This window comes from Desulfovibrio piger ATCC 29098, from assembly GCF_000156375.1.
Taxonomy (GTDB): domain Bacteria; phylum Desulfobacterota; class Desulfovibrionia; order Desulfovibrionales; family Desulfovibrionaceae; genus Desulfovibrio; species Desulfovibrio piger.
Genome location: NZ_DS996354.1, coordinates 142,447 through 161,133, shown reverse-complemented (window position 1 = coordinate 161,133; position 18,687 = coordinate 142,447). Strand labels below are relative to the sequence as shown.

Below are 18,687 nucleotides of genomic sequence, written 5' to 3'. Positions count from 1 at the left end.
TTTTCGAATTCCGGTGTCGTCGTGGCGTCCATGCGGCCTGCAAGCTCCACGATGGCGATACCGTCCTGTTCCGTTACGATGACTTCCATAGAACCTCCGAATCTGGCTACTGGTAGCTGAGCAGCAGGCCCTGACTGATCTTCAGCCAGCCGTCGAGCGTCACGAACAGCAGCAGCTTGAACGGCAGGGAAATGGTCATGGGCGAAACCATCATCATGCCCATGGCCAGCAGGACGTTGGAAATGATAAGGTCTATGGCAACGAAAGGCAAATAGAGCAAAAAGCCGATCTGGAATGCCTTGGTCAGCTCCGTGATGGTAAAGGCCGGCACCAGGATGAACAGGTTGTCACGCGTGATGCTCTGCCGCTGGTGCTCCGGCCAGATGCGCTGGGCCGTGCCCATGAATTCCTGCAGGATGGCGGGACTGGTGTTTTTTTCCAGAAACTGCCGCAACGGCGGCGAGACGGCCTGCAGGGTCTCCAGCATCTCCGAAGGCTTCGGGTTCGCGCTGAAGCGCTGCTCCTCCAGCAGGGCCTTGGTATCCATGGCCACCGGCGCCATGATGAAGACCGTCAGGATGATGGCAAGGCCGTTCATGACCATGGCAGGCGGGACCTGCTGGACGCCCAAGGCGTTGCGGACAAGGCTCGTGACCACCACGATCTTCACATAGGACGTGACCATCATGAGCAGGAAGGGCGCCAGCCCCAGCAGCGCCAGGCCCGCGATGAGATAAAGGGGATTAATCCCGGCCAGTTCCATCCCCGGCCCCCTGCGGCGCACCGCTGTCCCGTCCGGCGGCATGCATGCGGGTGATCTGCACGCCCGGTATGCCGCCCACATCCACCAGGCGCCCCTGCGCCAGCAGCTGCCCCGCCACGCGGATGTCCACGACGGGCGACGGCGTCTCGCCGCCCAGGGCCAGCGTATGCCCGGGGACCAGCGCTGCCAGTTCATCCAGACGAAGATGCAGCCTGCCGATCTCAAAGACCACAGGCAGTTCCAGTGCCCCGACGGACGCGGGTTCCACCGTCGCGGATTCCGCGGCGGCCCCATCACTCTGGACGACCCCGGTGGGGGCCAGACGTTCTTCACTCATGCCGTCCTCGCTTCCTTTCTCTGCGGGCTCCCGGCCGGGATCGCCCATATCCGGTCCCAGCACGGACAAGATCCCTTCCCCAAGCCGACAGGCCAGTGCCCTGCCCTGCGGCAGGCGCAGACGCGGCATCTCGGGAGCCCAGCCCTCCGGCAGGAGGACATCCCCCGGGACCAGCGTCGCCGCCTCATCTGCGGACAGATGCATATGCCCCGCCTCCAGCGGACAGGCCAGCGTCCCCGTGAAGCGGGGACTGGCTTCCGTGCGCATGGGGAGCTGCTCCAGCCGTTCCAGCACATAGCGTGCGGCACGTTCCTCCGCCCAGGACAGACGCAGGAAAACAGCCTCACCACCGGGCAGGTCCAGCCGCAGAGGCAACGGCCCGCCCCAGACGATCCCGCTCTGCGTCGTACCGGTACAACGCAGTTCACAGCCCAGGAAGGGTTCCAGCTGTTGCAGCGCAGGCACGAGCAGACGCTCCAGCACAGCCAGGCACAATTCGCCGGGCAGGCGGGCAAAAGTCTGTTCCCCGGCAGGCAGGGCACTGCGCCAGGCGGCCAGATCCGGCCTCAAGGCCAATGCCTCCAAAGATGACCATTCCAGCCGCCACAAGTCCTCGCCACTGCTCAGATACAGCACGGCCGCCGGAACAAAAGGCCCATCCTGCTCCGCGGTGGCCGCCGCGACATTGAACGACAACGTACAGGGAACAGGCTGTTTCGCTCCGGCATCCAGCGGTACGGACAACGGCAGGGCCCGGCAGACGAGAGCATTGACCAGCCGCGCCTGCAACGGCGGCAGCGCCGGCGGGATGAAGGGCCGGGAAGGGATCTCCTGGGACATGATGCACCTTTTCCGAAATCAGCGGGATCTGTCCGCTCCCCTTTCGGAGGGGGAAAATATCATGGCGCGCCGTGTGGCGGCCGTACTTACTCCACGTCGGGGACGTAGTCCCGGCGGCCCCGGGACTCCTGCCGGGCATCGCCTTCGTTGCCGCCGTCCGTCCTGCTCTGGACGATCTCCACGCGCACGTTTTCGCCGCTGCGCTCCAGAGCGCTGCGCAAGGCATCCTGTGCCCCCACCGCCGTCTGGAAGGACGCCGGATCCGCACAGGCAAGCCGGATGAACAGCTGGCCGTCCTGCGCCCGGGCCAGGCACAGCTCGGCACCGGAAAGCGGGCCCTGCCCCAGCGTGATGCGGACTTCAGGTAAGCCCTTGCCAGGCTCGGAGACCAGGATGCGATCCACCAGCTCATTCACAAGGGCATCCACATCCCCGGGAGCCGGGGCCGCTTGTACGGCGTCCGTCTGCATGCTCTGCATACGGCTGCCGAACAGGCTGTCCAGCAGAGCCTGGGGCGAAAGGACATCCTGCCGGGAGCCGCCCCGGCCGTCCTCCTGTCCTCCCTGTCCGTCCCGTTCCCGGGATTCCTGCATGGCCCGGTCAAAATTTTCCTTGTCTTTGTCATCCACGGGACGATCCGCGTCTTTACGCTCTGCCTGCATGCGGGAATCCGCTTCCTGCAAACGTCGGGAACTGATCTCCATGCCCATGGGCACCTCCAGCATACGCCGCCATGCGGACTTGCGGGATCCGGCCGGACAGCCTGCGGGAGATCTCAGGCATCATCACTGGTGCGGGAAGGGGTGGCGAACTCCTCCAGCTCCAGATCTTCCAGATGCTCCTGCTCCCGTTTGGCGTTCTCCTGCCAGATATCACGATGTTTCTCGATCTTGGCCGCTTCCCGGCGGGCCAGGGCCACGGCCCTTTGCGCACCTGCCACGGCCTGTTCCTGCTGCCGCACCTGCTCCTCCGCCTGCCGCACGGCCTGGAAGCGTTCCTGCTCCCCGGTGGCCAGTGCGCCCAAAGAGGCCCGAAAATCCGCCACCTCTTCCAGAGAAAGGCTGGCCCCCAGGATGGCGGCATAACGCCGCTCCTCTTCTTCCTGCCGCCAGACGCGATAGCGTTCCAGCTCGGCCTGCCGCCGCCCCACTTCCTCACGGGCCTGCACCAGCCGCCGTTCCTCCAGCCGCAAGGCATTGCGGGCGGCGTCCTCGCGATAGTGGCGGACGGACAGCAGGGCCTGCAAAGGATAGAGTCGTTGCGCCATGATGCACCTTTGCCGCATGCGGAGCCTGTGCCCCGCTTACAGCACGACCTTTTTCAGGGCCGCCAGAGTCTCCTCGAACGAGCTTTTTTCCTCCAGTCCCTGGCGCAGAAAGGCATTGACCGCCTGGATATGCCCCAGGGCAAAATCCGCCTCGGCATCGGCCCCTTTTTTATATTCGCCGATCTGCACCAGCAGCTCCACTTCCGCATACTTGGCCAGTATCTTGCGCAGGGCCTGGGCCGCTGCCTTGTGTTCCTTGTCCACCACGGCGTTCATGACGCGGCTGACACTGGCCTGGACGTCGATGGCGGGATAATGGTTGGCAGCGGCCAGCTTGCGCGAGAGCACGATATGCCCGTCAAGGATGGACCGGGTCTCGTCGGCGATGGGTTCGGTCATGTCATCGCCTTCCACCAGCACGGTGTACAGGGCCGTGATGGAGCCCTTGTCGGAATTGCCCGCCCGTTCCATGAGCTTGGGCAGTTCCGAAAAGACCGAAGGCGGGAAGCCCCGGCGGGTCGGCGGCTCTCCGGCCGCAAGACCGATCTCGCGCTGGGCGCGGCCGAAACGGGTCACGGAATCCATCATCAGCAGCACGCTCTTGCCCTGATCGCGGAAATATTCGGCAATGGCCGTGGCCGTATACGCGGCCTTGAGCCGTTCCATGGAAGAACGGTCCGACGTGGAGACCACGAGCACGGCTTTTTTGCGACCTTCCGGGCCGATGTCGCGTTCGATGAATTCCCGCACTTCACGGCCGCGTTCACCGATGAGCGCCAGCACGCAAACATCGGCCGTGCATCCCTTGAGGATGCTGGACAACAGGGTGGACTTGCCGCCGCCGGCCGCAGCAAAGATGCCCATGCGCTGCCCTTCCCCACAGGTCAGCACACCGTCGATGACACGCAGGCCCAAGGAGATGGGCTTGCTGATGACCTTGCGGGTCATGGGATTGGGCGCTTCGGCCACCAGCGGATAATGGGTGCGCGTCCTGATGGCCGGACCGCCGTCCATGGCCTGCCCCAGGCCGTCCACCACGCGGCCCAGCAGCTCATAGCCCACGGGGACGGAAAGGATCTCGCCCGTGGGGATGACTTCCGTGGCCGGGGAGATGCCCTGCATATTGCCCAGGGGCGACAGCAGGGCCACGTTCCTGACAAAACCGACCACCTCGGCCTTGAGGCTCCAGTCTTCCCAGGGATTGCGCAGCAGGCAGAGTTCCCCCACCTTCACACCGGGCACCACGGCACGGATGATGGTACCCACCACCTGCTCCACGCGCCCCCGCGTCTCCAGCGGATTGACGTCGCGGACGGCCTCTTCCAGCAGGTCGCCGATGTATTCGAAGGCCATCTACGACTCCCTAATCTTGCCCAGCAAGGCGTGCTCTATGGCCTTGAGCTGGGTCTCCAGACTGGCGTCCACGACCCCCAGCTCGCATTCCAGGATGCAGTCCCCGGACTTCATGCGGGGATCGGCCGTCACATCCAGAAAAGTGGCGCCATTGGGCGCGGACGAAATCATGGCCGCCAGCGATGCCCGCACCGCGTCCTTGTCGTCAGGAGAAACGCGGATGAGTACACGCTGCTGGCTGCGCACGGCGTTCAGGGCGTTGCGCACCACGCGCACCGTGCATTCCCGGTCGTCCAGCTCACCGATGATCTTGCGCACGGCGGACGTCACCACGCCCACCAGTTTGGCTTCCACGCCCTCGATATATTCCACGGCCTGCATGGCCGTTTCCATCATCTTTTCGGCCTGCTCCATACGGCCTTCCATAAGGCCGTCCTCATAGCCTGCCTGCTTGCGCTCCTCATAGGCCTTTTCCGCTTCGGCAGCCATGGCGGCAGCCCGTTCCCGGGCAGCGGCCAGCACATCGTTGGCTTCCAGGAGACGCGCATAATCGGCCGCGCGCAGCACCCGCACCCCAGGGGCGGGCATCACGCTATTGCCCGTCAGTCGAAACACGGCGCCCATGACGGAGCCACCTCCTTGAGCAGCAATTTTTTCACCCCGCGCCACAGTTCGTGGCATTCCTCTTCCGTCAGGGACGGCAGCACGGCCGCCTCCGGCAGCGCGGGCAGACGATCGCAGACGCGCAGAGCCACCTCTTCCGGCCAAAGCCCGGCCACCAGACGCAACGCCATATTGCCGTGCAAGGCACAGCGCTCCGCCAGAGGAAGATCCGTATCCCGCCACTGGAAGAAGCGCCGCACGCCTCCCAGCTGGTAACGACCCCGTTGCAGGGCGTACTGATAGGTCTCCCCTCCCAGGGACGCCCGCAAGGGCAGGACCTCATCCCGCAACAGCACCGTCGCGATGGCAGGGGCATGCAGGACAACGCCCGTTACCCGGCACAGTTCCAGCAGGGCCGGAGCATCCAGCAAGGCAAGGCGGCGCGACTCTTCGGCATAGTCCCAGAACAGGGCCGGTCCGGCAGCGTTTTCAGGAGCGGCCAGCCCGTGCGTCAGCGGCCGCTGCCGCAACCAGTCCCAAAGGCTGTCCGCAGCCTCGCCCAGCTGTTCACGGCAATCATCCGGCAGCCGCGGTCCGCCTTCCGGCAGATTGGCCTGCAGCAGGCGCTGCCACAGGACCGGACGGCGCACGAGGACATCCGCGAAAAACTGTTTGTGCATCAGGCCTCACCCTGCTTGCCGGTGTCATCCCCCTCCCCGGCCTCAAGGGCTTCACGGGCCGCGCGACGACGGGCCAGCAGACGGCGGCCGTAGACCCAGCCGCCCACGCCCAGGGCCAAAAGAACGGCCGCCATGGCCAGCATCTGCAGCAGCAGGGCGGGCGTATGGGCTCCCGGCGACAACAGGGGGGACGGGAGCTTCGTATCCGGTACCGTCACGCTTTCCCGCACCGGGACCAGCATCACGCTCACGTTGTCGTATTTGAGCGAGGCCACAGCACCGGCCACCAGCTCCCTGATCTCGGGCACGAGGTTGACCACCGGCGAATCCAGGGTATGGCGCAGGAAAACCGCCGCGGAAGGCGCGATGGTGATGTTGTTCACCTTGTCATTGACGCCGAGCACCACGTGGACGCGGGCCGTCAGCACGCCGTCGATACGCGAGAGCGTGTCCGCCAGTTCCTGCGACAGGGCGTAGGACATGCGGGCCTGGACCTCGGAGGTGGACGAGATCATGCCGTCACCGGCAAACACTTCCCCCAGGTTCTTGAAGGCTTCGCGCGGCAGGCTGTTCTCCTTGAGGACCTGCAGGGCGCGCACCAGCTGGTCGTCATCCACCAGCAGGGTATAGCCGTTCTTGCCGGCGGCCTGTTTTTCCGCCTCGATCCCCCGTCGCAACAGGGTGGAAAGCATCTGGTTGGCCTGATCCTCGGACAGGCCCGAGTACATCTCCACCTTGCAGCCGGAAAGGAGCAAAAGCAGGGAAAGCAGCAAAAAAAGCATGGGACGCAGCATGAAAAAACCTCTGATAAGATACGGGTGCCTAACCGGACTGGCGCAGCAGGCCCTCCAGGCCTTGCGTCGTCTGCTGCGATGTCTGGACACCCACTTTGGCCTGCACGTTGAGCATGCCCACAAGCTGCTGCACATGCAGCAGTTCCTGCGGGCTTATGGGAGTTCCCTGCCCGGAAACACGCTCCAGCAACCGGCCCAGCTCCTCCAGGGCATCCTGGCGGGAGATCCCTTCGCTCTGGAAGACGGCCTGCGGCTCCGTCACCGCCTGCCCGGCGGGGACATCAGCGCCATCGGCTGCGGCGGGCCGCTCCACGGCAAGTCCATTCCCGGCCTGCTCCACAGGGGGCAGCGAAGTTTCCGCCCCAGCTCCGGCAAGCGGCGGGCACGGCATGGATTCCGCCGGTCCCGGCAGGAGCGTCGTTGCCATCGGTGCGGCAGTGCCGCCTTCAGCGGCCGCAACTGCAGGGCCCTCCGCCGGAGCGGTGGAGAGCGCCTCCTCAAAGGCCCGGACCAGCTCCCGCGACGGCGTGCCGGAGGGGCGCTCCCCGGAAGGCTCGCCCGCCCATTGGGAAAGCTTTTCCAGGGCTTCCAGCAGCTTGGTCGCGCCTTGTGCCGATGCGGGGATCATGCGCCGTGCCTCCCGATGGACAAAACGTCATGCCGCCGGTCAGGCGACTTCCATGATGGCCCGGGCCATGTCCGCCGCAGCGCAATCCTGCGGGATGGCGGCAAAAGCCTGTTCCGCCTCTCCCCTGCGCCCGGCCAGCAGACAGGCAAGGCCGCGCATGGCAAGGGCATCGGCATCGGCGGCATTGTCCGCAAGGACCTTGTCCAGGATACCGAGCGCGATATCGAAATCATCCACGACCACATGGGAAAAGGCCAGCCCCACAAGGGCCGGCGCAAATCCCGGCCGGAGCGCCAGGACCGCCTGAAAAATGGTCCTTGCCTCCCCGACGAGCCCTTTTTGGCAGGCCAGATTGGCCAGATCCAGCAGGCGGGCCATCTGTCTTTCGGAAACCATATATCTCTCCCGTGTTAGGGGCCGAAAAACGGCCCCGTAGCAACTCTCTTGCCTGCACGCATCCGCTCCCGGATGCTAGCCCGTCCTCTGGGCCAGAGACTTGAGCATATCCTGGATGCTCTTGGTCACCGAGGAGATGGTCTCCAGCTTGGCATTATACTGCCCCATGGCGAACTGCAGCTCCAACAATTGCATCTGGTCCACCTCGCCGGAGGCGCTGATCTGGTCCATCTTGGCCTGCAAAGCCTGGCCGTCCTGGCTCAGTCCGTTGGTGGCATTCTGGAACAGCTGGCCGATATCGATCCCGCCCGAGCTTCCTATATTCATGATATTCTCCTGACTGATCCGCAATGCGGTCATCTTGCTCTTACGCTTTCTGCTGCCCGGCTCCGAGGCCGACAGGGCCTTCCCAGAGCTCAGGGACCAGCCATGCCGCCACAGTCTGCGGCAGCTTTTCCCGGATCAGCGGTTCAGCGTATCGTAGACACGCTCCGCCACTTTCTCCGCGGAATCCACTGCGGCCATGACCCGCCGGGCAACAGCCATCTCGTCGGACGTCATACCGGCATCCATGGCACGCTTGACATCCATCCGCATCTCGAACAGCTCCTCACGGAGCCGCTTGAGGCCCTGGCCCGAAGGATCTTCCGCCAGCATGTCAAAGGCTGATTCCATTTCCATCATTTACCTCTCAATCTGTGACTGACGACCTGGCTGCCGTTGCGCAGGACAAGGACTTTGGTATCGATGCTCTCCAGGGTCCAGCCGCTGGGGAGCACGGCGCCCTCAAACAGGCGCCTGCCGTCGGCGGTGGTCACGAAACGCATGGGCGACATGGTGACGCCGGTCACGCGCAGCCCGCCCAGGGGATCCCCGCCGCCATTGCCCAAAGGCCGGGCAGGAGCGGCGCCGGCAGGTTCACCGTCCCGTGAAGGCGTCAGGGAGCGTTCCGCAGCGGCCAGGGCGCCCGATGCCGACGAAGTCCCGTGCAACCGTACGCCGAACAGCTCGCTGGCATCCTGGCGGATGGCATCCAGTTTTTTGGTGTCTTCCGGCCGGAAATCACCGGAAAAATCCACCCTGCCCGGCAAGTAGATGACCCGGACGTTCCCCAGACCTTCCCGTTGCAGGGCAGCATCCAGCACCGGCGCCAGATCCTTTTCGTAAACGATATGCCGGTCCACCGCCGGCAGGCCCCGGACTTCGGCCTTCAGGGCCGTGAATGCCGCTGTCTCCAGCAGCTCGTCTTTCATATAGGCCCTGATCTGCAGACGCGGATTGCCCTTGTTCTCCCACAGGACGACATCGGGATGGAAACCGCGGATACCAAGCGAACTGCGCACGGCGCGCAGCATGTCTTCCTGTACGGCAACTTCCATGTACACAGGGATATGCAAGCCACGTGCCATATCGCGCAGACGAATCATGGCGACATCGTCCGCCACTGTCCCGCGGATCTCCACTCCGGGGTCACGCCGGGTCACAGCCAGGCCGCGGATACCGGCATCTTCAAGATATTTTTTAATGATCTCAGGGTAATGCTCAGGATCAGAATCCGCAGGCCTGACCATCAGGGACAAGGCGAGCAGAAAGACCGCCACCAGCACCAAAAGCAACGCCCGCCAGCCGACACGACGGGCGGGGATGCTCTCCGGGACATCCGGCAACAGTGTTTCCGAAGCCCCGGCGTCCATGCCAAGATCATTGGCGGTCGGCAGCAGCTCCGGCGTCGCCGCGACAACAGGGACGGATCCCGCTTCCACAGGCGCGGCTTCTTCGTCTCCGGCAGTGCGTGCACGCGGGGAGAGCTCCGGTACAAGACTTTCCTGGGGGATGCCGGGACGGTTCCAGGCAAAACAGGTCGTCCCAAGATACCAGGCGCTCCCGGCTGCGGGATGCAAGGGAGCATCGGCCTCTCCGGGTGCGACGGGGTCTTCCCCCTGCAGACGAAGAGGACCATCCAGGGCCGTCACGGCCAGGACAGGAAAGGCATCGTCTCCGGACGAAATATCCAGAACGGCATGACGGGGTGCAAGCCCGGTCAGGATGATGTCACAGGCATCATCAGACCCGACGACCCAGCTTCCTCCCGTCAATTCCACGCAGGCGCCCAGATGCGGCCCGGAAAAGACATACAGGCAGATGGAACTGCCCCTGCTACAGGTCACTGCCGGCCTCCGGCAGAAGCAGGCGTGCTGCTGACGGGCGTCAGCACCGGTTGGGCCCCCACGCTGACGGGAGTCAGGATGGGCTGCGGCATGGTCGAATTCTGGATGCTCTTGTTCGTGGCAGGTACGGGCGCCGGCTGGGGCGTGACCGTCACGGGCGGTGCGGGCTGCACGTCCGGCGCCAGTTCACGGCGACGGGCACAACCGCCCACAGGCATCTCCTTGGGACGGCGTTCTTCATAGTCGGCCTGGGTGGGAGTCCTGCTGAAGCGGGGATCGTCCACGCGGGTCGGCACATTGGAGGCCGTATCCATGCGGACGATGCGCGGCGTGATCAGGATAAGACGCTCCATGCGCTGATGCTTCTTGCCCGTGGCACCAAACAGGCCCCCCAGGATGGGGATGTTCTTGAGGCCGGGGATGCCGGTCTCCGCATCGCTCTGGATCTCGTAATAATGCCCCCCGATGAGCAGGCTCTGCCCTTCTCCCACGATGGCCTGGGTATTGATCTTGGTCTGCTTGATGGGCGAAAGGTTGTTGGGATCCACAGAAAAGAGGTTGGAACCGTCGTCCCGGTCGTCCTGCACGCTGACCATGAGCTTGATGCTGTCCGCCTGCCCCGGCAGACCGGGGATGATGTGGGGTGTCACCTTCAGGACAGTCCCGGAGTCGATCTTGAACAGGTCGGAAGACTCGTTGCCCGATACGGGAACGTAGTAGGAGCTGGTATTTTCCAGCGAGGCCTGCACGTTGTCCATGGTCAGCACGGAAGGCTTGCCCAGCACGCGGGCCTGACCGTCTTCTTCCAGAGCGGTGACGCGGGCCAGGAAATAGTCCGAACCGTGAGAATACAAGGTGGAATAGGAAAGCCCCCCCGCACTGGAAGCCCCGGCAGAGGGAAAGATGCCGCTGGTCGAGGTGCCCCCGGCGCTGCCGCCGCCTGTCCAGTGCTTTCCGTACGCGCCGGTACCGGACCAGTTGACGCCGAAATCACGGGAGAAGTCGCTGTCGATATCCACGATGGCCGCATGGATCTCCACCAGCTCCACGGGCTTGTCCAGGTCGGCGATGACCTTGGCATAATAGCTCATGCGGTATTCCGCATCGGTCACCACAACGGCATTGACCCGGGGGTCAGCGATGATGCTGGGCCCGGAGGGCGTCCCGGACTGATCCTTCCCGCCCTGAGATGCTGCCGGCGCGGCCTGGGACGTATCCGTCGAGGCATTCATGGCGATCAGCCCCTTGCCCCGCAGACCTCCCTGGGCCGACGGCTGCACCGTCACCTGTGACCCGGTCAGGGGGGTCCCGTTGGCCATGGCCTGCAGGATGCTGGCCACACCGGGGATGGTCACGGTGGAATCCATGCTGTTGACTTTCATGTCCTCAGCCCAGGCGTACTTGAGCGGGAACACGCGCATGACGCTGCGGCTGCCCTGGGCATCCTCGAACGCCTTCATGGCCCCGCGCAGCTGGTCCAGATAGATGGGCGGCCCACTGACCGAGAGCAGGTTCTGGGCATGCAGCAGATTGACGGGCAACTGCGGCGAGATCATGCCCGCGCTGCGCAGCATGTCCCGCAAGGCGGCAGCCGAGACCGTGGACGGCGCCAGGAAGGCTTCCGTCTTCTCGCTGTCGTTCCAAAACGTCACCGTATGCCCCTGCGTATACCAGCGCACCCCGAACGCCGAGCGCATGCCGTTGAGGAACGTGCGGGGATCCACCTGTTCGAAGCGGCCGCTCATCTGCCCTTTGAGGGCGGGGCTGCACACCGAGCCGTAGCCTTCGGCGCGGGCAAAGGCGGAAAGGACCGTACAGATATTTTCATTGTCCGCATAGTGGGAGAACGCCGCCCGGAACGGGAAGGCGCTGCGGGAAGACGCGCAAAGACCTTCCGTCACCAGCAGGCAACAGAAGATCCAGCACAGGCAGGCAGCTACAAGGCGCTTCAATAGACGCCTCCGAAAAACGTACCCGACATGGAGAACATGGGAGGCAACTCCTCACGCGGCGAGTCCCCCAGGCTTTTTTTCCACCAGGCGAGGTCATTGAGGAAATCCCGGACAGCAGCATCGAACTGCTGCTGGGGCGCGTCCACGGACACCCGGGATTGCAATATCAAACGATCCCCGTCCAGGCCCCGGGCAACCGCATCTTCCCGCCGCTCAACGGCCACGACCGAAGCGCGCTCACGGCAGATGCCGGCCTGCTGCCCCGCCACTTTGCGGAGCAGGCTGTCCCGCTCATATCCCGCCTCCGGCAGGGCAAGCAGATCAGCCAGCAGAAAACACCCGCGTCCGTCAGGGGAAAAAAGTTTCAGATCAAGGCCATCCTCCAGCTGAAAGCTGTATGAGCCGTCCTGTTCCGGACGGGGTGTCTTCCAGCCGGCCGTCACCGCAAGGGCACGGACCTTGTCATCCAGCGAAACCATAGGCAGTCCTGCATACGTCTATCATGTCCAAACACAGCTCAACGGTACGCAAAAACAAGCGGCATCGTCAAACTTTTTTCTTCCGGACCGGCGCGCCCTTACGGGCGCTGCCGGATCATCCCAGGATCTTGGTGCGCGTCTGGTTCATGTTGGCCTGCATGGAGTTCATGAAGTCCAGCGACTTGGAGACCAGATCCTTGAGCGCCTCGTTGGTCTGCTTGGTCTGTTCCATCATGGTGCGGATCTGTTCCTGCTCGGCCTCCAGACGCTTGGCCTCGGCAGAACGCATGCTTTGGCCGAATTCTCCGCCCGCCGTGAACATGCTCCCGACCGAAGAAAGCATGGTATTGAACGACTGGGCCACAGCGGCGGTGAGCTGGCCGTCCGCTGCATTGCCGGCGCGCATGTTCAACCCGCCGTCTGAGGACCTGCTCACACCGGCCGCAGCCACGCCCAGGCTGGCCGCACCGGCCGCCATGTTCACTACGGCCCCGGTCACAGCGCAGGCAAACTTCTGGATGGCGCCCGTCTCGATCTTGTCGGCCTGCTGTTCCATCAGGTCGACGATCTGCAGCCCCTGCGCCTGGATGATGCTGCGGTTGGTACGCCGCTGCTCCGCCGCATCCTTGAGGATCACGGAAGCGAACATGGCCGCGGGGCTGGGCAGGGCCACCCAGCCCGACAGGTCCCCGGAATTTTCCCCGGGCGACGCCAGGTCGGGCAGCTGGCTCCGCACGTCCTTGACGGCCGCGGTAAAGTCCTTGCCGGCCTGGATGGCATCGATCAGGGCCTCATCGACCCTGGCGGCGCTGACACCCTTCGCCTGGGCCTGTTCCAGCAGCCTGGTATATTCGACGGAACTGTATCCCGTTGCATTCGTGATGATGGTATCCATACGGTCTCCCTTTTCAGGCATCAGGCCATGGCCGGATTGCCGCTGAGGATGGCCACGTTGGCCTGTACGCTTTCCTCGACGATGTCCGATACGGTCTGGAGCGTCTGCTCGGAGCGCCGCATCACTTCCTTGATATGTTCCATATCCAGCTCATTGGCCATGGCGATGCGCTCCAGGATGGCCTGCAAATGCTTCTGCTGGGCCTGCAGGTAGCTGATGTCCTTTTCGTTGCAGGCTGAAGCGATGCTGGTGGCCGACTGGGCAATGGTGTTTGCCCCACCGGCCATGGTCGCCGCACGGGCCGTCCAGGAGGCCGCCTTCTGGATGGTCTGGGCCGTATCCGAAACGGCCTTGGTAGCGGTCTGGGCGGCCTTTCCGGCCGTACCTGCCGCCCCGGCGCCGAAGGTGAGCGCCGTCATGGCGATGGTGGTGGCAAGATCCACGGCGAACTTCGTCCACTGGATCGCCGTATCACTGGCGCCGCACGCTTCCATGATCTTGCCGGTGATGAACGACAGGCTGAAACCGGCCTTGCCGCCTGATGCCTCCTCCATGATGGAGCTGGTCAGCAGTGCCAGGCTCGCGACACCGACGGCGATGAGCGCCGCGCCGGAGCCACCGGCCGCCAGTCCCACAGAACCGGCGGCGATCATGGCCACGGAACCGATGGCCGCCAGGACCATGCCGATGACCTTGAACGCCTTGAGCAGACCGTTCAGAAAACTCTGGCTCTTGGCCTTTTCCAGCTGCTCCTGGATGGACTTGAGCTTTTCCTCATTGGCCATGGCGCGCTCCTGAGCGCGGGCCTCCAGTGAGGCCACACCGGCCTTGGTCTCGGTGCGGCGCTGCTCGAAGCCCACAGCATCCAGCAAGGTCTCCAGAGAAAGACCGCTCATGGTCAAAGCGGACAGCGAGACCGTGGCGTTGCTCTTCGAGGCCGGTGCCTCAAGATCCGGCAGCAGCGAATCGCCGCTCGCAGCCAGGAAGGAACGCAACGCATTGAGGCTTTCTTCCAGATCCTTGACATCCAGGGTGTTGCTCGAGCCTTGCTGGGTCGCCGCCAGTTGCAGCAACGCGCTCAGATCGGTCGCAGGCGTCCCGGACTGTGTTCCCTGAACCATACTCATGGCATCACTCCTTGGACTGGGCCAGCGTGGCAAGCAGGGCACGGATACGGTCATGGATGGCCTTGTGCGCGGGGACGGAGGCATCGCCCAGCCCCAGGGCGGCGCGGAAGGAAGCCGCGGCATTCTCGCCGTCACCCAGCTTCAGATAGCACAGGCCGCCATAATAAAACGGTGCGGGATCCTTGAGGCCGCCGGCCACACCGGCCATGCCGTAGGTATCGATGGCCTGCTGCCAGGCCTCACGGGCCTGCAGGCAACCGGCCAGCCCCATCCAGTAGCGGGGATCGTCGCCATCATACATGCAGAGGCCGCGGAACATGCTTTCGGCATCCTTGTAGTTGCCCGCCTTGTACAGATTGTAGGCATAGGCATAGCCGGATTCCAGGGTATCCTTGCTGATGTTGAACACATCGGCCAGGGTGGCTCCCTTTTCCAGGGCGGCCTGGATGGTGTGGAATTCCTTTTCCGTGAAACCCGCCGCCTTGGCCATGTCCAGCAGGGCGGCCTGGATGTCTTTTTCCTGTTCAGTGATCTGATTCATACTCGCTCCTTGGGGGGATGCCGTCGTCCTGTCCTTCCGACGGCTACTGGCCGCGGGCCAGATTGGTGAGGGTCTGGTTGGAGTTGGCGATCTGGGTATTGGCGCCCTGCAGGTAGGAATTGTACTGGCCCATGTAGTCCTGGACATAGACCATCTCCTGCTGGGTATTGGTGCCCAGCTCTTCCAGGCGGCTTTCCAGGGCCGTGATGGCCACATCCCATTCGTCGGCGCTGTGCGAGTGGTTGTTGCCGGTCTTGTCATAGGCCAGGCCGTGCGCGTCCATGTAATCCACCATCTCCTGGCTCATGAAGGTCGCCTTGTTGCCCTTGGGCACGGTCTCGGTGACCGTCTCATAGACCACCTTTCCCTGAGCATCGCGCACGATATTGCCGTCGGCATCCTTCTTGGGGAGCTCATAAGTCTGGGTCTTTTCCTTATCACTGCCCACACCGGAATTGGCATCGGCCTTGGCCTGCCGGGCCTCATTGAGCAGCTGGGAGACCAGCTTCTGCTCATCCTGCGCCGAAGCGATGGCATCCATCTTGTCCATGGCCTGGGTCTTGGCGGTCTCGGCCAGTTCCAGCTGCAGCTTGGCGAACATCAGCTGCAGGCTCGTGGTGGGGCCCAGTTCACCGAACGAAACAGAAGACGTCGAGGAAAAATTGACTTGGCTCATATCATTTCCTTATGTCGGCCGCTGCCTTACTGGCCACGGGCCAGATTGGTGAGGGTCTGGTTGGAGTTGGCGATCTGGGTATTGGCGCCCTGCAGATAGGAGTTGTACTGGCCCATGTAGTCCTGGACGTAGACCATCTCCTGCTGGGTATTGGTGCCCAGTTCTTCCAGACGGCTTTCCAGGGCCGTGATGGCCACGTCCCATTCATCAGAGCTGTGATTGTAGTCGCCGCCGGTCTTGTCGTAGGCCAGGCCGTGCGCATCCATGTAGTCCACCATTTCCTTGGACATCAGGGTACAGTTTTTGGTGTTCTTTTCCGTCGTCCCGTTGGAATAGGTCTCGGTCTGCGTGCCTGCGGCGATACCGGAGTTGGCATCGGCCTTGGCCTGCCGGGCCTCGTTGAGAAGCTGGGAAACGAGCTTCTGTTCGTCCTGCACCTTGGCGATGGCGTCCATCTTGTCCATGGCCTGGGTCTTGGCGGTGGTGGCCAGCTCCAGTTGCAGCTTGGCGAACATCAACTGCAAGCTCGTGGTGGGGCCCAGCTCGCCAAAGGAAGAGGTTGCAGAGACATTGTTAAGATCGACCTGGCTCATATGGATTCCTTACTTTATACCCTGTTGAAAAAAATGAAAAAATAATTTTCCGGCACCGGCAGCGTGAGGCTTGGGCCCTGCTTGCTTACAGGCGGACGATGTTCCGGCGGCCACCTCCGGGGATACCACTGGCGGCAGCCGGTCTGGCGGCGGTGCGGGCATGGGCGGCACGGGCTTCACCGGCACGACGGGCTTCGGCCTCGGCTTCCTCGACCATCTTGCGCAGTTCGGGAGTCAGGGAAGCCGGATCCGTCTTCTCCTGCTCCGGCAGGCCGAGCTGCTTGCGCATGGCTTTTTCCTGACTTTCCAGGCGGGAGAATTCTTCACGGAGGGCGGCAAAATCTTCCATCTGCTTCTTCATATCCTGTTCCGTAAACGACATAACCAAGCTCCTTTTGTATTCAGTTGCAATTGGTAAAGCATAAAGCGTGCCATGCGTGTATTTGGCTAAAAAAGCATCAAAAATACTCTCCAACACACCTAAGCGCCAACATTTTTGATATTTTGCTTTTTTCGGCAAGCAACAAAGTTCTCGAAACACCCTCCCGGACAGGACATTTGTACAGGCAGGGTAGCGGACCTCACAGGGAGTCCCTTGCTGTTGCCACAGGGTCATGCTACCAGAAACATGTGGCATGATTCTGGCATATAGCATATCGTGTTGCCAACATTTTTTTACGGGATCGGGAGGCACAGTTCGTCATGAGCATCGATTTTTCCATCCAGCACTCCCAGGTGCAGCCCACGTCCCGCGATACGACGGCATCCTCCGCAGCCACAGGTTCGCTGTTCGGCAATGAGGTCACCGTCGTGGAATCTCCCCTTTCCCTGCTGGCCGAAGCTGCCGAAGAACTGACCTTTGCAGCGGACACCACGGATGATTTCGAACTGGAAGAACGCAAGGAAAGGGACGAGATCAAGGAGGCCATGGAGGAACGCATCAAGAAGTACCAGGAGATGATGCGTGGAGCCCGCGAGGTCCAGAAGATAAAGGACCTCAAGGGATTTCTGGACTCCCGGACCGAAAAAGAAGAAGCCCTGCGCCAGCTGCGCCGCTTCTTTCCCGACCCCTCCGAGGCCTGGGCCGCCCTCAAGGACATCTATGATGAGCTGTCCGCCACCCCCGATACCCCGCCGGAGACCCTGCGCGTCCTGAACGAGGCCTTGGAAGAGCTGGAGCGTACGGAAGGCCCTGCCATACGTGCAGGGATCAACGGCGCGCTCAATGCCCGGGGATTCGAAGGGTTGGGCGATGCCGGCGCGCTGGGGAGTTTCTACCGGGAAACCGTCTGTCATTTTGAAGACGTCAACAGCCTCTACGACCATATCCAGAAGACGTACGGCAAGGATTTCGACGCCGCGATGGACTTCCTCTACAAGGCACTGGCCAGCGATCTTGCGGCCGACGTGCCCAGCATGGAGACCAGCCATCTGGAACACGTCAACGGCAGCCTGGGCGAACTGCGGCAACTGCAAAGCGCCCGCAGCCTGTGCGCCCGCCTGCTGGAGCGCTGGAGCAGCGTCCACGGGATCCGGCACTGCCCCCTGGACGATATGGCCTTGCTGGGCAAGGTGCTGGACCTGCGCAAGGAACGCTACATCAGCGGCAACCGCATCAGCCGCCTGGCCGAAGAAGCCGGCGCTCCGGACATCGAGCGCAAGGTGCTTTTCCTCCAGGAGCTGCTCAATACCGCGCGCGCCTTCGCCCCGTCCCTGTTCGACGGCAACGAGGGGCGCATGAAGGTCCTGGATGCCGTCCAGGATGCCGTGGATGCCGCCATCGCCGAAGAAGACGCCTGGCTGGCGGAACAGGGATAAGCCTTTGTCCAAGACATACGCGGAGATCTTATGCTGAACCACGAACTGAACACTTTCGGCCTGCGCATGGGCCTGCCCGGGCTGGCCTTTTCCCCGCAGGGGCTGGTGGCCCTTGATGTCAGCGGTATGGGGCGCCTGTATTTCGAAAAGCAACAGCGGCATGGCGAAGAGGAACTGCTGGTCTATCTGGCCCGCCCCTTCCCCCCGCATGACAGCACCTTGCCCGAACGGGCCCTGGCCTTGTGCCATTACCGGCATGCGCGCGCCTTTTCCCTGACCGCCGGCATGAAAGGGGACAACCTCATCCTCCTGACCCGCCTCCCCGAACGGCAGGCCACGGCCGCGCTGCTGGAAGAGGCCGTCATGGAACTGGCCCGCGTCATGAACCATCTACAGGGAGCCTGATCATGGCATCATCCCCCATCAACCTGCTGGATCCCGGACTGGGGATACAGAACATCATGGATCCCGGGACGGCAGGGCACCTGCCTGATGCCCGTCCGCTGGCCTCCAGCGCCATGCGTGAAGCCGGTCTGGACGAGCTGTACAACAGCCGCAAGGCGGCCCAGCAGCTGGAGGCGGCCCTGTGCCCGCCCGTGGGCGACGGTTCCCTTCTCCAGCCCGAGCTTTTCCACATGGAGCTTCAGGGCGCCCTGACGACCCTCAAGGACAGCGACAAGCCCGCCGTGCGGGCGTTCGTGCGTGACGAGCTGGCGCCGCTGCTGGAAAATACCGAATTGCTTCGGGCCTATACGGGCCTGATGGTAGGAGGCTAGC

General features: G+C 63.2%; 24 protein-coding genes. 3 read left to right on the top strand and 21 right to left on the bottom strand.

The annotated features are described in order from the left end of the window. Window positions 1-106 precede the first annotated feature (106 nt). The 21 genes from sctR to DESPIG_RS02730 all read right to left on the bottom strand — a co-directional run bounded on the left by sctR (window position 107) and on the right by DESPIG_RS02730 (window position 16,474). Window positions 107-757: a type III secretion system export apparatus subunit SctR gene (sctR, locus tag DESPIG_RS02830; protein WP_040369194.1), complete on the bottom strand. Its 651-nt coding sequence runs from the start codon at window positions 755-757 to the stop codon at window positions 107-109. After that, window positions 744-1,940 carry a FliM/FliN family flagellar motor switch protein gene (locus tag DESPIG_RS02825; protein ID WP_006004798.1) on the bottom strand — a complete coding sequence of 399 codons (1,197 nt, stop codon included), beginning with the start codon at window positions 1,938-1,940 and terminating at the stop codon, window positions 744-746. Before DESPIG_RS02825 ends, sctR begins: the two co-directional genes overlap by 14 nt. A gap of 86 nt (window positions 1,941-2,026) precedes the next feature. Continuing rightward, the gene (locus DESPIG_RS02820; protein WP_147589152.1) at window positions 2,027-2,650 is read right to left on the bottom strand and encodes a type III secretion protein; all 624 of its coding nucleotides are present in this window, start codon (window positions 2,648-2,650) and stop codon (window positions 2,027-2,029) included. 65 nt (window positions 2,651-2,715) lie between these two features. Then, on the bottom strand, window positions 2,716-3,207 hold the full coding sequence (gene sctO, locus DESPIG_RS02815) for a type III secretion system stalk subunit SctO (RefSeq protein ID WP_040369132.1): 492 nt from the start codon (window positions 3,205-3,207) through the stop codon (window positions 2,716-2,718). Window positions 3,208-3,243: 36 nt separating this feature from the next. Next, a complete protein-coding gene (gene sctN / locus DESPIG_RS02810; protein WP_006004792.1) occupies window positions 3,244-4,560 on the bottom strand; it encodes a type III secretion system ATPase SctN in 1,317 nt (438 codons plus the stop codon). Next, on the bottom strand, window positions 4,561-5,184 hold the full coding sequence (locus tag DESPIG_RS02805) for an HrpE/YscL family type III secretion apparatus protein (RefSeq protein ID WP_006004790.1): 624 nt from the start codon (window positions 5,182-5,184) through the stop codon (window positions 4,561-4,563). Beyond that, complete coding sequence (locus tag DESPIG_RS02800; protein WP_006004787.1) at window positions 5,163-5,843, bottom strand: SctK family type III secretion system sorting platform protein; 681 nt, start codon at window positions 5,841-5,843, stop codon at window positions 5,163-5,165. Before DESPIG_RS02800 ends, DESPIG_RS02805 begins: the two co-directional genes overlap by 22 nt. Continuing rightward, window positions 5,843-6,637, bottom strand: coding sequence for a type III secretion system inner membrane ring lipoprotein SctJ (gene sctJ, locus DESPIG_RS02795; protein ID WP_040369131.1), 795 nt, complete (start codon window positions 6,635-6,637; stop codon window positions 5,843-5,845). The genes DESPIG_RS02800 and sctJ overlap by 1 nt, the downstream gene beginning before the upstream one ends. A gap of 28 nt (window positions 6,638-6,665) precedes the next feature. Next, window positions 6,666-7,265 (bottom strand): hypothetical protein, encoded by a 600-nt coding sequence (locus tag DESPIG_RS02790; protein ID WP_006004783.1) that lies wholly within the window; start codon window positions 7,263-7,265, stop codon window positions 6,666-6,668. Window positions 7,266-7,304: 39 nt separating this feature from the next. After that, complete coding sequence (locus tag DESPIG_RS02785; protein WP_006004781.1) at window positions 7,305-7,661, bottom strand: tetratricopeptide repeat protein; 357 nt, start codon at window positions 7,659-7,661, stop codon at window positions 7,305-7,307. A 75-nt stretch (window positions 7,662-7,736) separates the two neighbouring features. Then, complete coding sequence (locus DESPIG_RS02780) at window positions 7,737-7,988, bottom strand: EscF/YscF/HrpA family type III secretion system needle major subunit (RefSeq protein ID WP_040369130.1); 252 nt, start codon at window positions 7,986-7,988, stop codon at window positions 7,737-7,739. A gap of 135 nt (window positions 7,989-8,123) precedes the next feature. After that, window positions 8,124-8,345 carry a hypothetical protein gene (locus tag DESPIG_RS02775; RefSeq protein WP_006004777.1) on the bottom strand — a complete coding sequence of 74 codons (222 nt, stop codon included), beginning with the start codon at window positions 8,343-8,345 and terminating at the stop codon, window positions 8,124-8,126. Continuing rightward, window positions 8,342-9,829 (bottom strand): type III secretion system inner membrane ring subunit SctD, encoded by a 1,488-nt coding sequence (gene sctD, locus DESPIG_RS02770; protein ID WP_006004775.1) that lies wholly within the window; start codon window positions 9,827-9,829, stop codon window positions 8,342-8,344. Before sctD ends, DESPIG_RS02775 begins: the two co-directional genes overlap by 4 nt. Then, window positions 9,826-11,781, bottom strand: coding sequence for a type III secretion system outer membrane ring subunit SctC (gene sctC, locus DESPIG_RS02765; protein ID WP_006004774.1), 1,956 nt, complete (start codon window positions 11,779-11,781; stop codon window positions 9,826-9,828). The genes sctD and sctC overlap by 4 nt, the downstream gene beginning before the upstream one ends. Further along, complete coding sequence (locus DESPIG_RS02760) at window positions 11,778-12,260, bottom strand: type III secretion system chaperone family protein (RefSeq protein ID WP_006004772.1); 483 nt, start codon at window positions 12,258-12,260, stop codon at window positions 11,778-11,780. Before DESPIG_RS02760 ends, sctC begins: the two co-directional genes overlap by 4 nt. A gap of 115 nt (window positions 12,261-12,375) precedes the next feature. Next, entirely contained in the window at window positions 12,376-13,155 is a 780-nt protein-coding gene (locus DESPIG_RS02755) for a hypothetical protein (protein WP_040369129.1), read from the bottom strand. Window positions 13,156-13,175: 20 nt separating this feature from the next. Continuing rightward, window positions 13,176-14,282, bottom strand: a complete 1,107-nt coding sequence (locus tag DESPIG_RS02750) for a hypothetical protein (RefSeq protein ID WP_006004768.1) — start codon at window positions 14,280-14,282, stop codon at window positions 13,176-13,178. Window positions 14,283-14,286: 4 nt separating this feature from the next. Continuing rightward, a complete protein-coding gene (locus DESPIG_RS02745; protein ID WP_006004766.1) occupies window positions 14,287-14,823 on the bottom strand; it encodes a SycD/LcrH family type III secretion system chaperone in 537 nt (178 codons plus the stop codon). Between the two features lie 43 nt (window positions 14,824-14,866). Then, window positions 14,867-15,499 carry a hypothetical protein gene (locus DESPIG_RS02740; protein ID WP_006004764.1) on the bottom strand — a complete coding sequence of 211 codons (633 nt, stop codon included), beginning with the start codon at window positions 15,497-15,499 and terminating at the stop codon, window positions 14,867-14,869. 26 nt (window positions 15,500-15,525) lie between these two features. Continuing rightward, window positions 15,526-16,092 carry a hypothetical protein gene (locus DESPIG_RS02735; RefSeq protein WP_006004762.1) on the bottom strand — a complete coding sequence of 189 codons (567 nt, stop codon included), beginning with the start codon at window positions 16,090-16,092 and terminating at the stop codon, window positions 15,526-15,528. Between the two features lie 85 nt (window positions 16,093-16,177). Then, on the bottom strand, window positions 16,178-16,474 hold the full coding sequence (locus DESPIG_RS02730; protein ID WP_006004760.1) for a hypothetical protein: 297 nt from the start codon (window positions 16,472-16,474) through the stop codon (window positions 16,178-16,180). Window positions 16,475-16,794: 320 nt separating this feature from the next. Here DESPIG_RS02730 and sctW point away from each other — a divergent pair, with 320 nt between their 5' ends. From sctW to sctX, 3 genes are read left to right on the top strand one after another with little or no spacing between them, the layout of a single operon-like run. After that, entirely contained in the window at window positions 16,795-17,910 is a 1,116-nt protein-coding gene (gene sctW / locus DESPIG_RS02725) for a type III secretion system gatekeeper subunit SctW (protein ID WP_006004758.1), read from the top strand. Between the two features lie 30 nt (window positions 17,911-17,940). Further along, window positions 17,941-18,315 (top strand): type III secretion chaperone SycN, encoded by a 375-nt coding sequence (gene sycN, locus DESPIG_RS02720; protein ID WP_006004756.1) that lies wholly within the window; start codon window positions 17,941-17,943, stop codon window positions 18,313-18,315. A gap of 2 nt (window positions 18,316-18,317) precedes the next feature. Then, the gene (gene sctX, locus DESPIG_RS02715) at window positions 18,318-18,686 is read left to right on the top strand and encodes a type III secretion apparatus assembly protein SctX (RefSeq protein WP_006004754.1); all 369 of its coding nucleotides are present in this window, start codon (window positions 18,318-18,320) and stop codon (window positions 18,684-18,686) included. Window position 18,687: the final 1 nt, after the last annotated feature.

What these genes read in the sequence shown, in the direction of transcription:
- DESPIG_RS02825 (WP_006004798.1), bottom strand. Translation starts at nt 1,940, where the DNA reads ATGTCCCAGGAGATCCCTTCCCGGCCCTTCATCCCGCCGGCGCTGCCG.
- DESPIG_RS02820 (WP_147589152.1), bottom strand. Translation starts at nt 2,650, where the DNA reads ATGGGCATGGAGATCAGTTCCCGACGTTTGCAGGAAGCGGATTCCCGC.
- sctO (WP_040369132.1), bottom strand. Translation starts at nt 3,207, where the DNA reads ATGGCGCAACGACTCTATCCTTTGCAGGCCCTGCTGTCCGTCCGCCAC.
- sctN (WP_006004792.1), bottom strand. Translation starts at nt 4,560, where the DNA reads ATGGCCTTCGAATACATCGGCGACCTGCTGGAAGAGGCCGTCCGCGAC.
- DESPIG_RS02805 (WP_006004790.1), bottom strand. Translation starts at nt 5,184, where the DNA reads ATGGGCGCCGTGTTTCGACTGACGGGCAATAGCGTGATGCCCGCCCCT.
- DESPIG_RS02800 (WP_006004787.1), bottom strand. Translation starts at nt 5,843, where the DNA reads ATGCACAAACAGTTTTTCGCGGATGTCCTCGTGCGCCGTCCGGTCCTG.
- sctJ (WP_040369131.1), bottom strand. Translation starts at nt 6,637, where the DNA reads ATGCTGCGTCCCATGCTTTTTTTGCTGCTTTCCCTGCTTTTGCTCCTT.
- DESPIG_RS02790 (WP_006004783.1), bottom strand. Translation starts at nt 7,265, where the DNA reads ATGATCCCCGCATCGGCACAAGGCGCGACCAAGCTGCTGGAAGCCCTG.
- DESPIG_RS02785 (WP_006004781.1), bottom strand. Translation starts at nt 7,661, where the DNA reads ATGGTTTCCGAAAGACAGATGGCCCGCCTGCTGGATCTGGCCAATCTG.
- DESPIG_RS02780 (WP_040369130.1), bottom strand. Translation starts at nt 7,988, where the DNA reads ATGAATATAGGAAGCTCGGGCGGGATCGATATCGGCCAGCTGTTCCAG.
- DESPIG_RS02775 (WP_006004777.1), bottom strand. Translation starts at nt 8,345, where the DNA reads ATGATGGAAATGGAATCAGCCTTTGACATGCTGGCGGAAGATCCTTCG.
- DESPIG_RS02760 (WP_006004772.1), bottom strand. Translation starts at nt 12,260, where the DNA reads ATGGTTTCGCTGGATGACAAGGTCCGTGCCCTTGCGGTGACGGCCGGC.
- DESPIG_RS02755 (WP_040369129.1), bottom strand. Translation starts at nt 13,155, where the DNA reads ATGGATACCATCATCACGAATGCAACGGGATACAGTTCCGTCGAATAT.
- DESPIG_RS02750 (WP_006004768.1), bottom strand. Translation starts at nt 14,282, where the DNA reads ATGAGTATGGTTCAGGGAACACAGTCCGGGACGCCTGCGACCGATCTG.
- DESPIG_RS02745 (WP_006004766.1), bottom strand. Translation starts at nt 14,823, where the DNA reads ATGAATCAGATCACTGAACAGGAAAAAGACATCCAGGCCGCCCTGCTG.
- DESPIG_RS02740 (WP_006004764.1), bottom strand. Translation starts at nt 15,499, where the DNA reads ATGAGCCAAGTCAATTTTTCCTCGACGTCTTCTGTTTCGTTCGGTGAA.
- DESPIG_RS02735 (WP_006004762.1), bottom strand. Translation starts at nt 16,092, where the DNA reads ATGAGCCAGGTCGATCTTAACAATGTCTCTGCAACCTCTTCCTTTGGC.
- DESPIG_RS02730 (WP_006004760.1), bottom strand. Translation starts at nt 16,474, where the DNA reads ATGTCGTTTACGGAACAGGATATGAAGAAGCAGATGGAAGATTTTGCC.
- sctW (WP_006004758.1), top strand. Translation starts at nt 16,795, where the DNA reads ATGAGCATCGATTTTTCCATCCAGCACTCCCAGGTGCAGCCCACGTCC.
- sycN (WP_006004756.1), top strand. Translation starts at nt 17,941, where the DNA reads ATGCTGAACCACGAACTGAACACTTTCGGCCTGCGCATGGGCCTGCCC.
- sctX (WP_006004754.1), top strand. Translation starts at nt 18,318, where the DNA reads ATGGCATCATCCCCCATCAACCTGCTGGATCCCGGACTGGGGATACAG.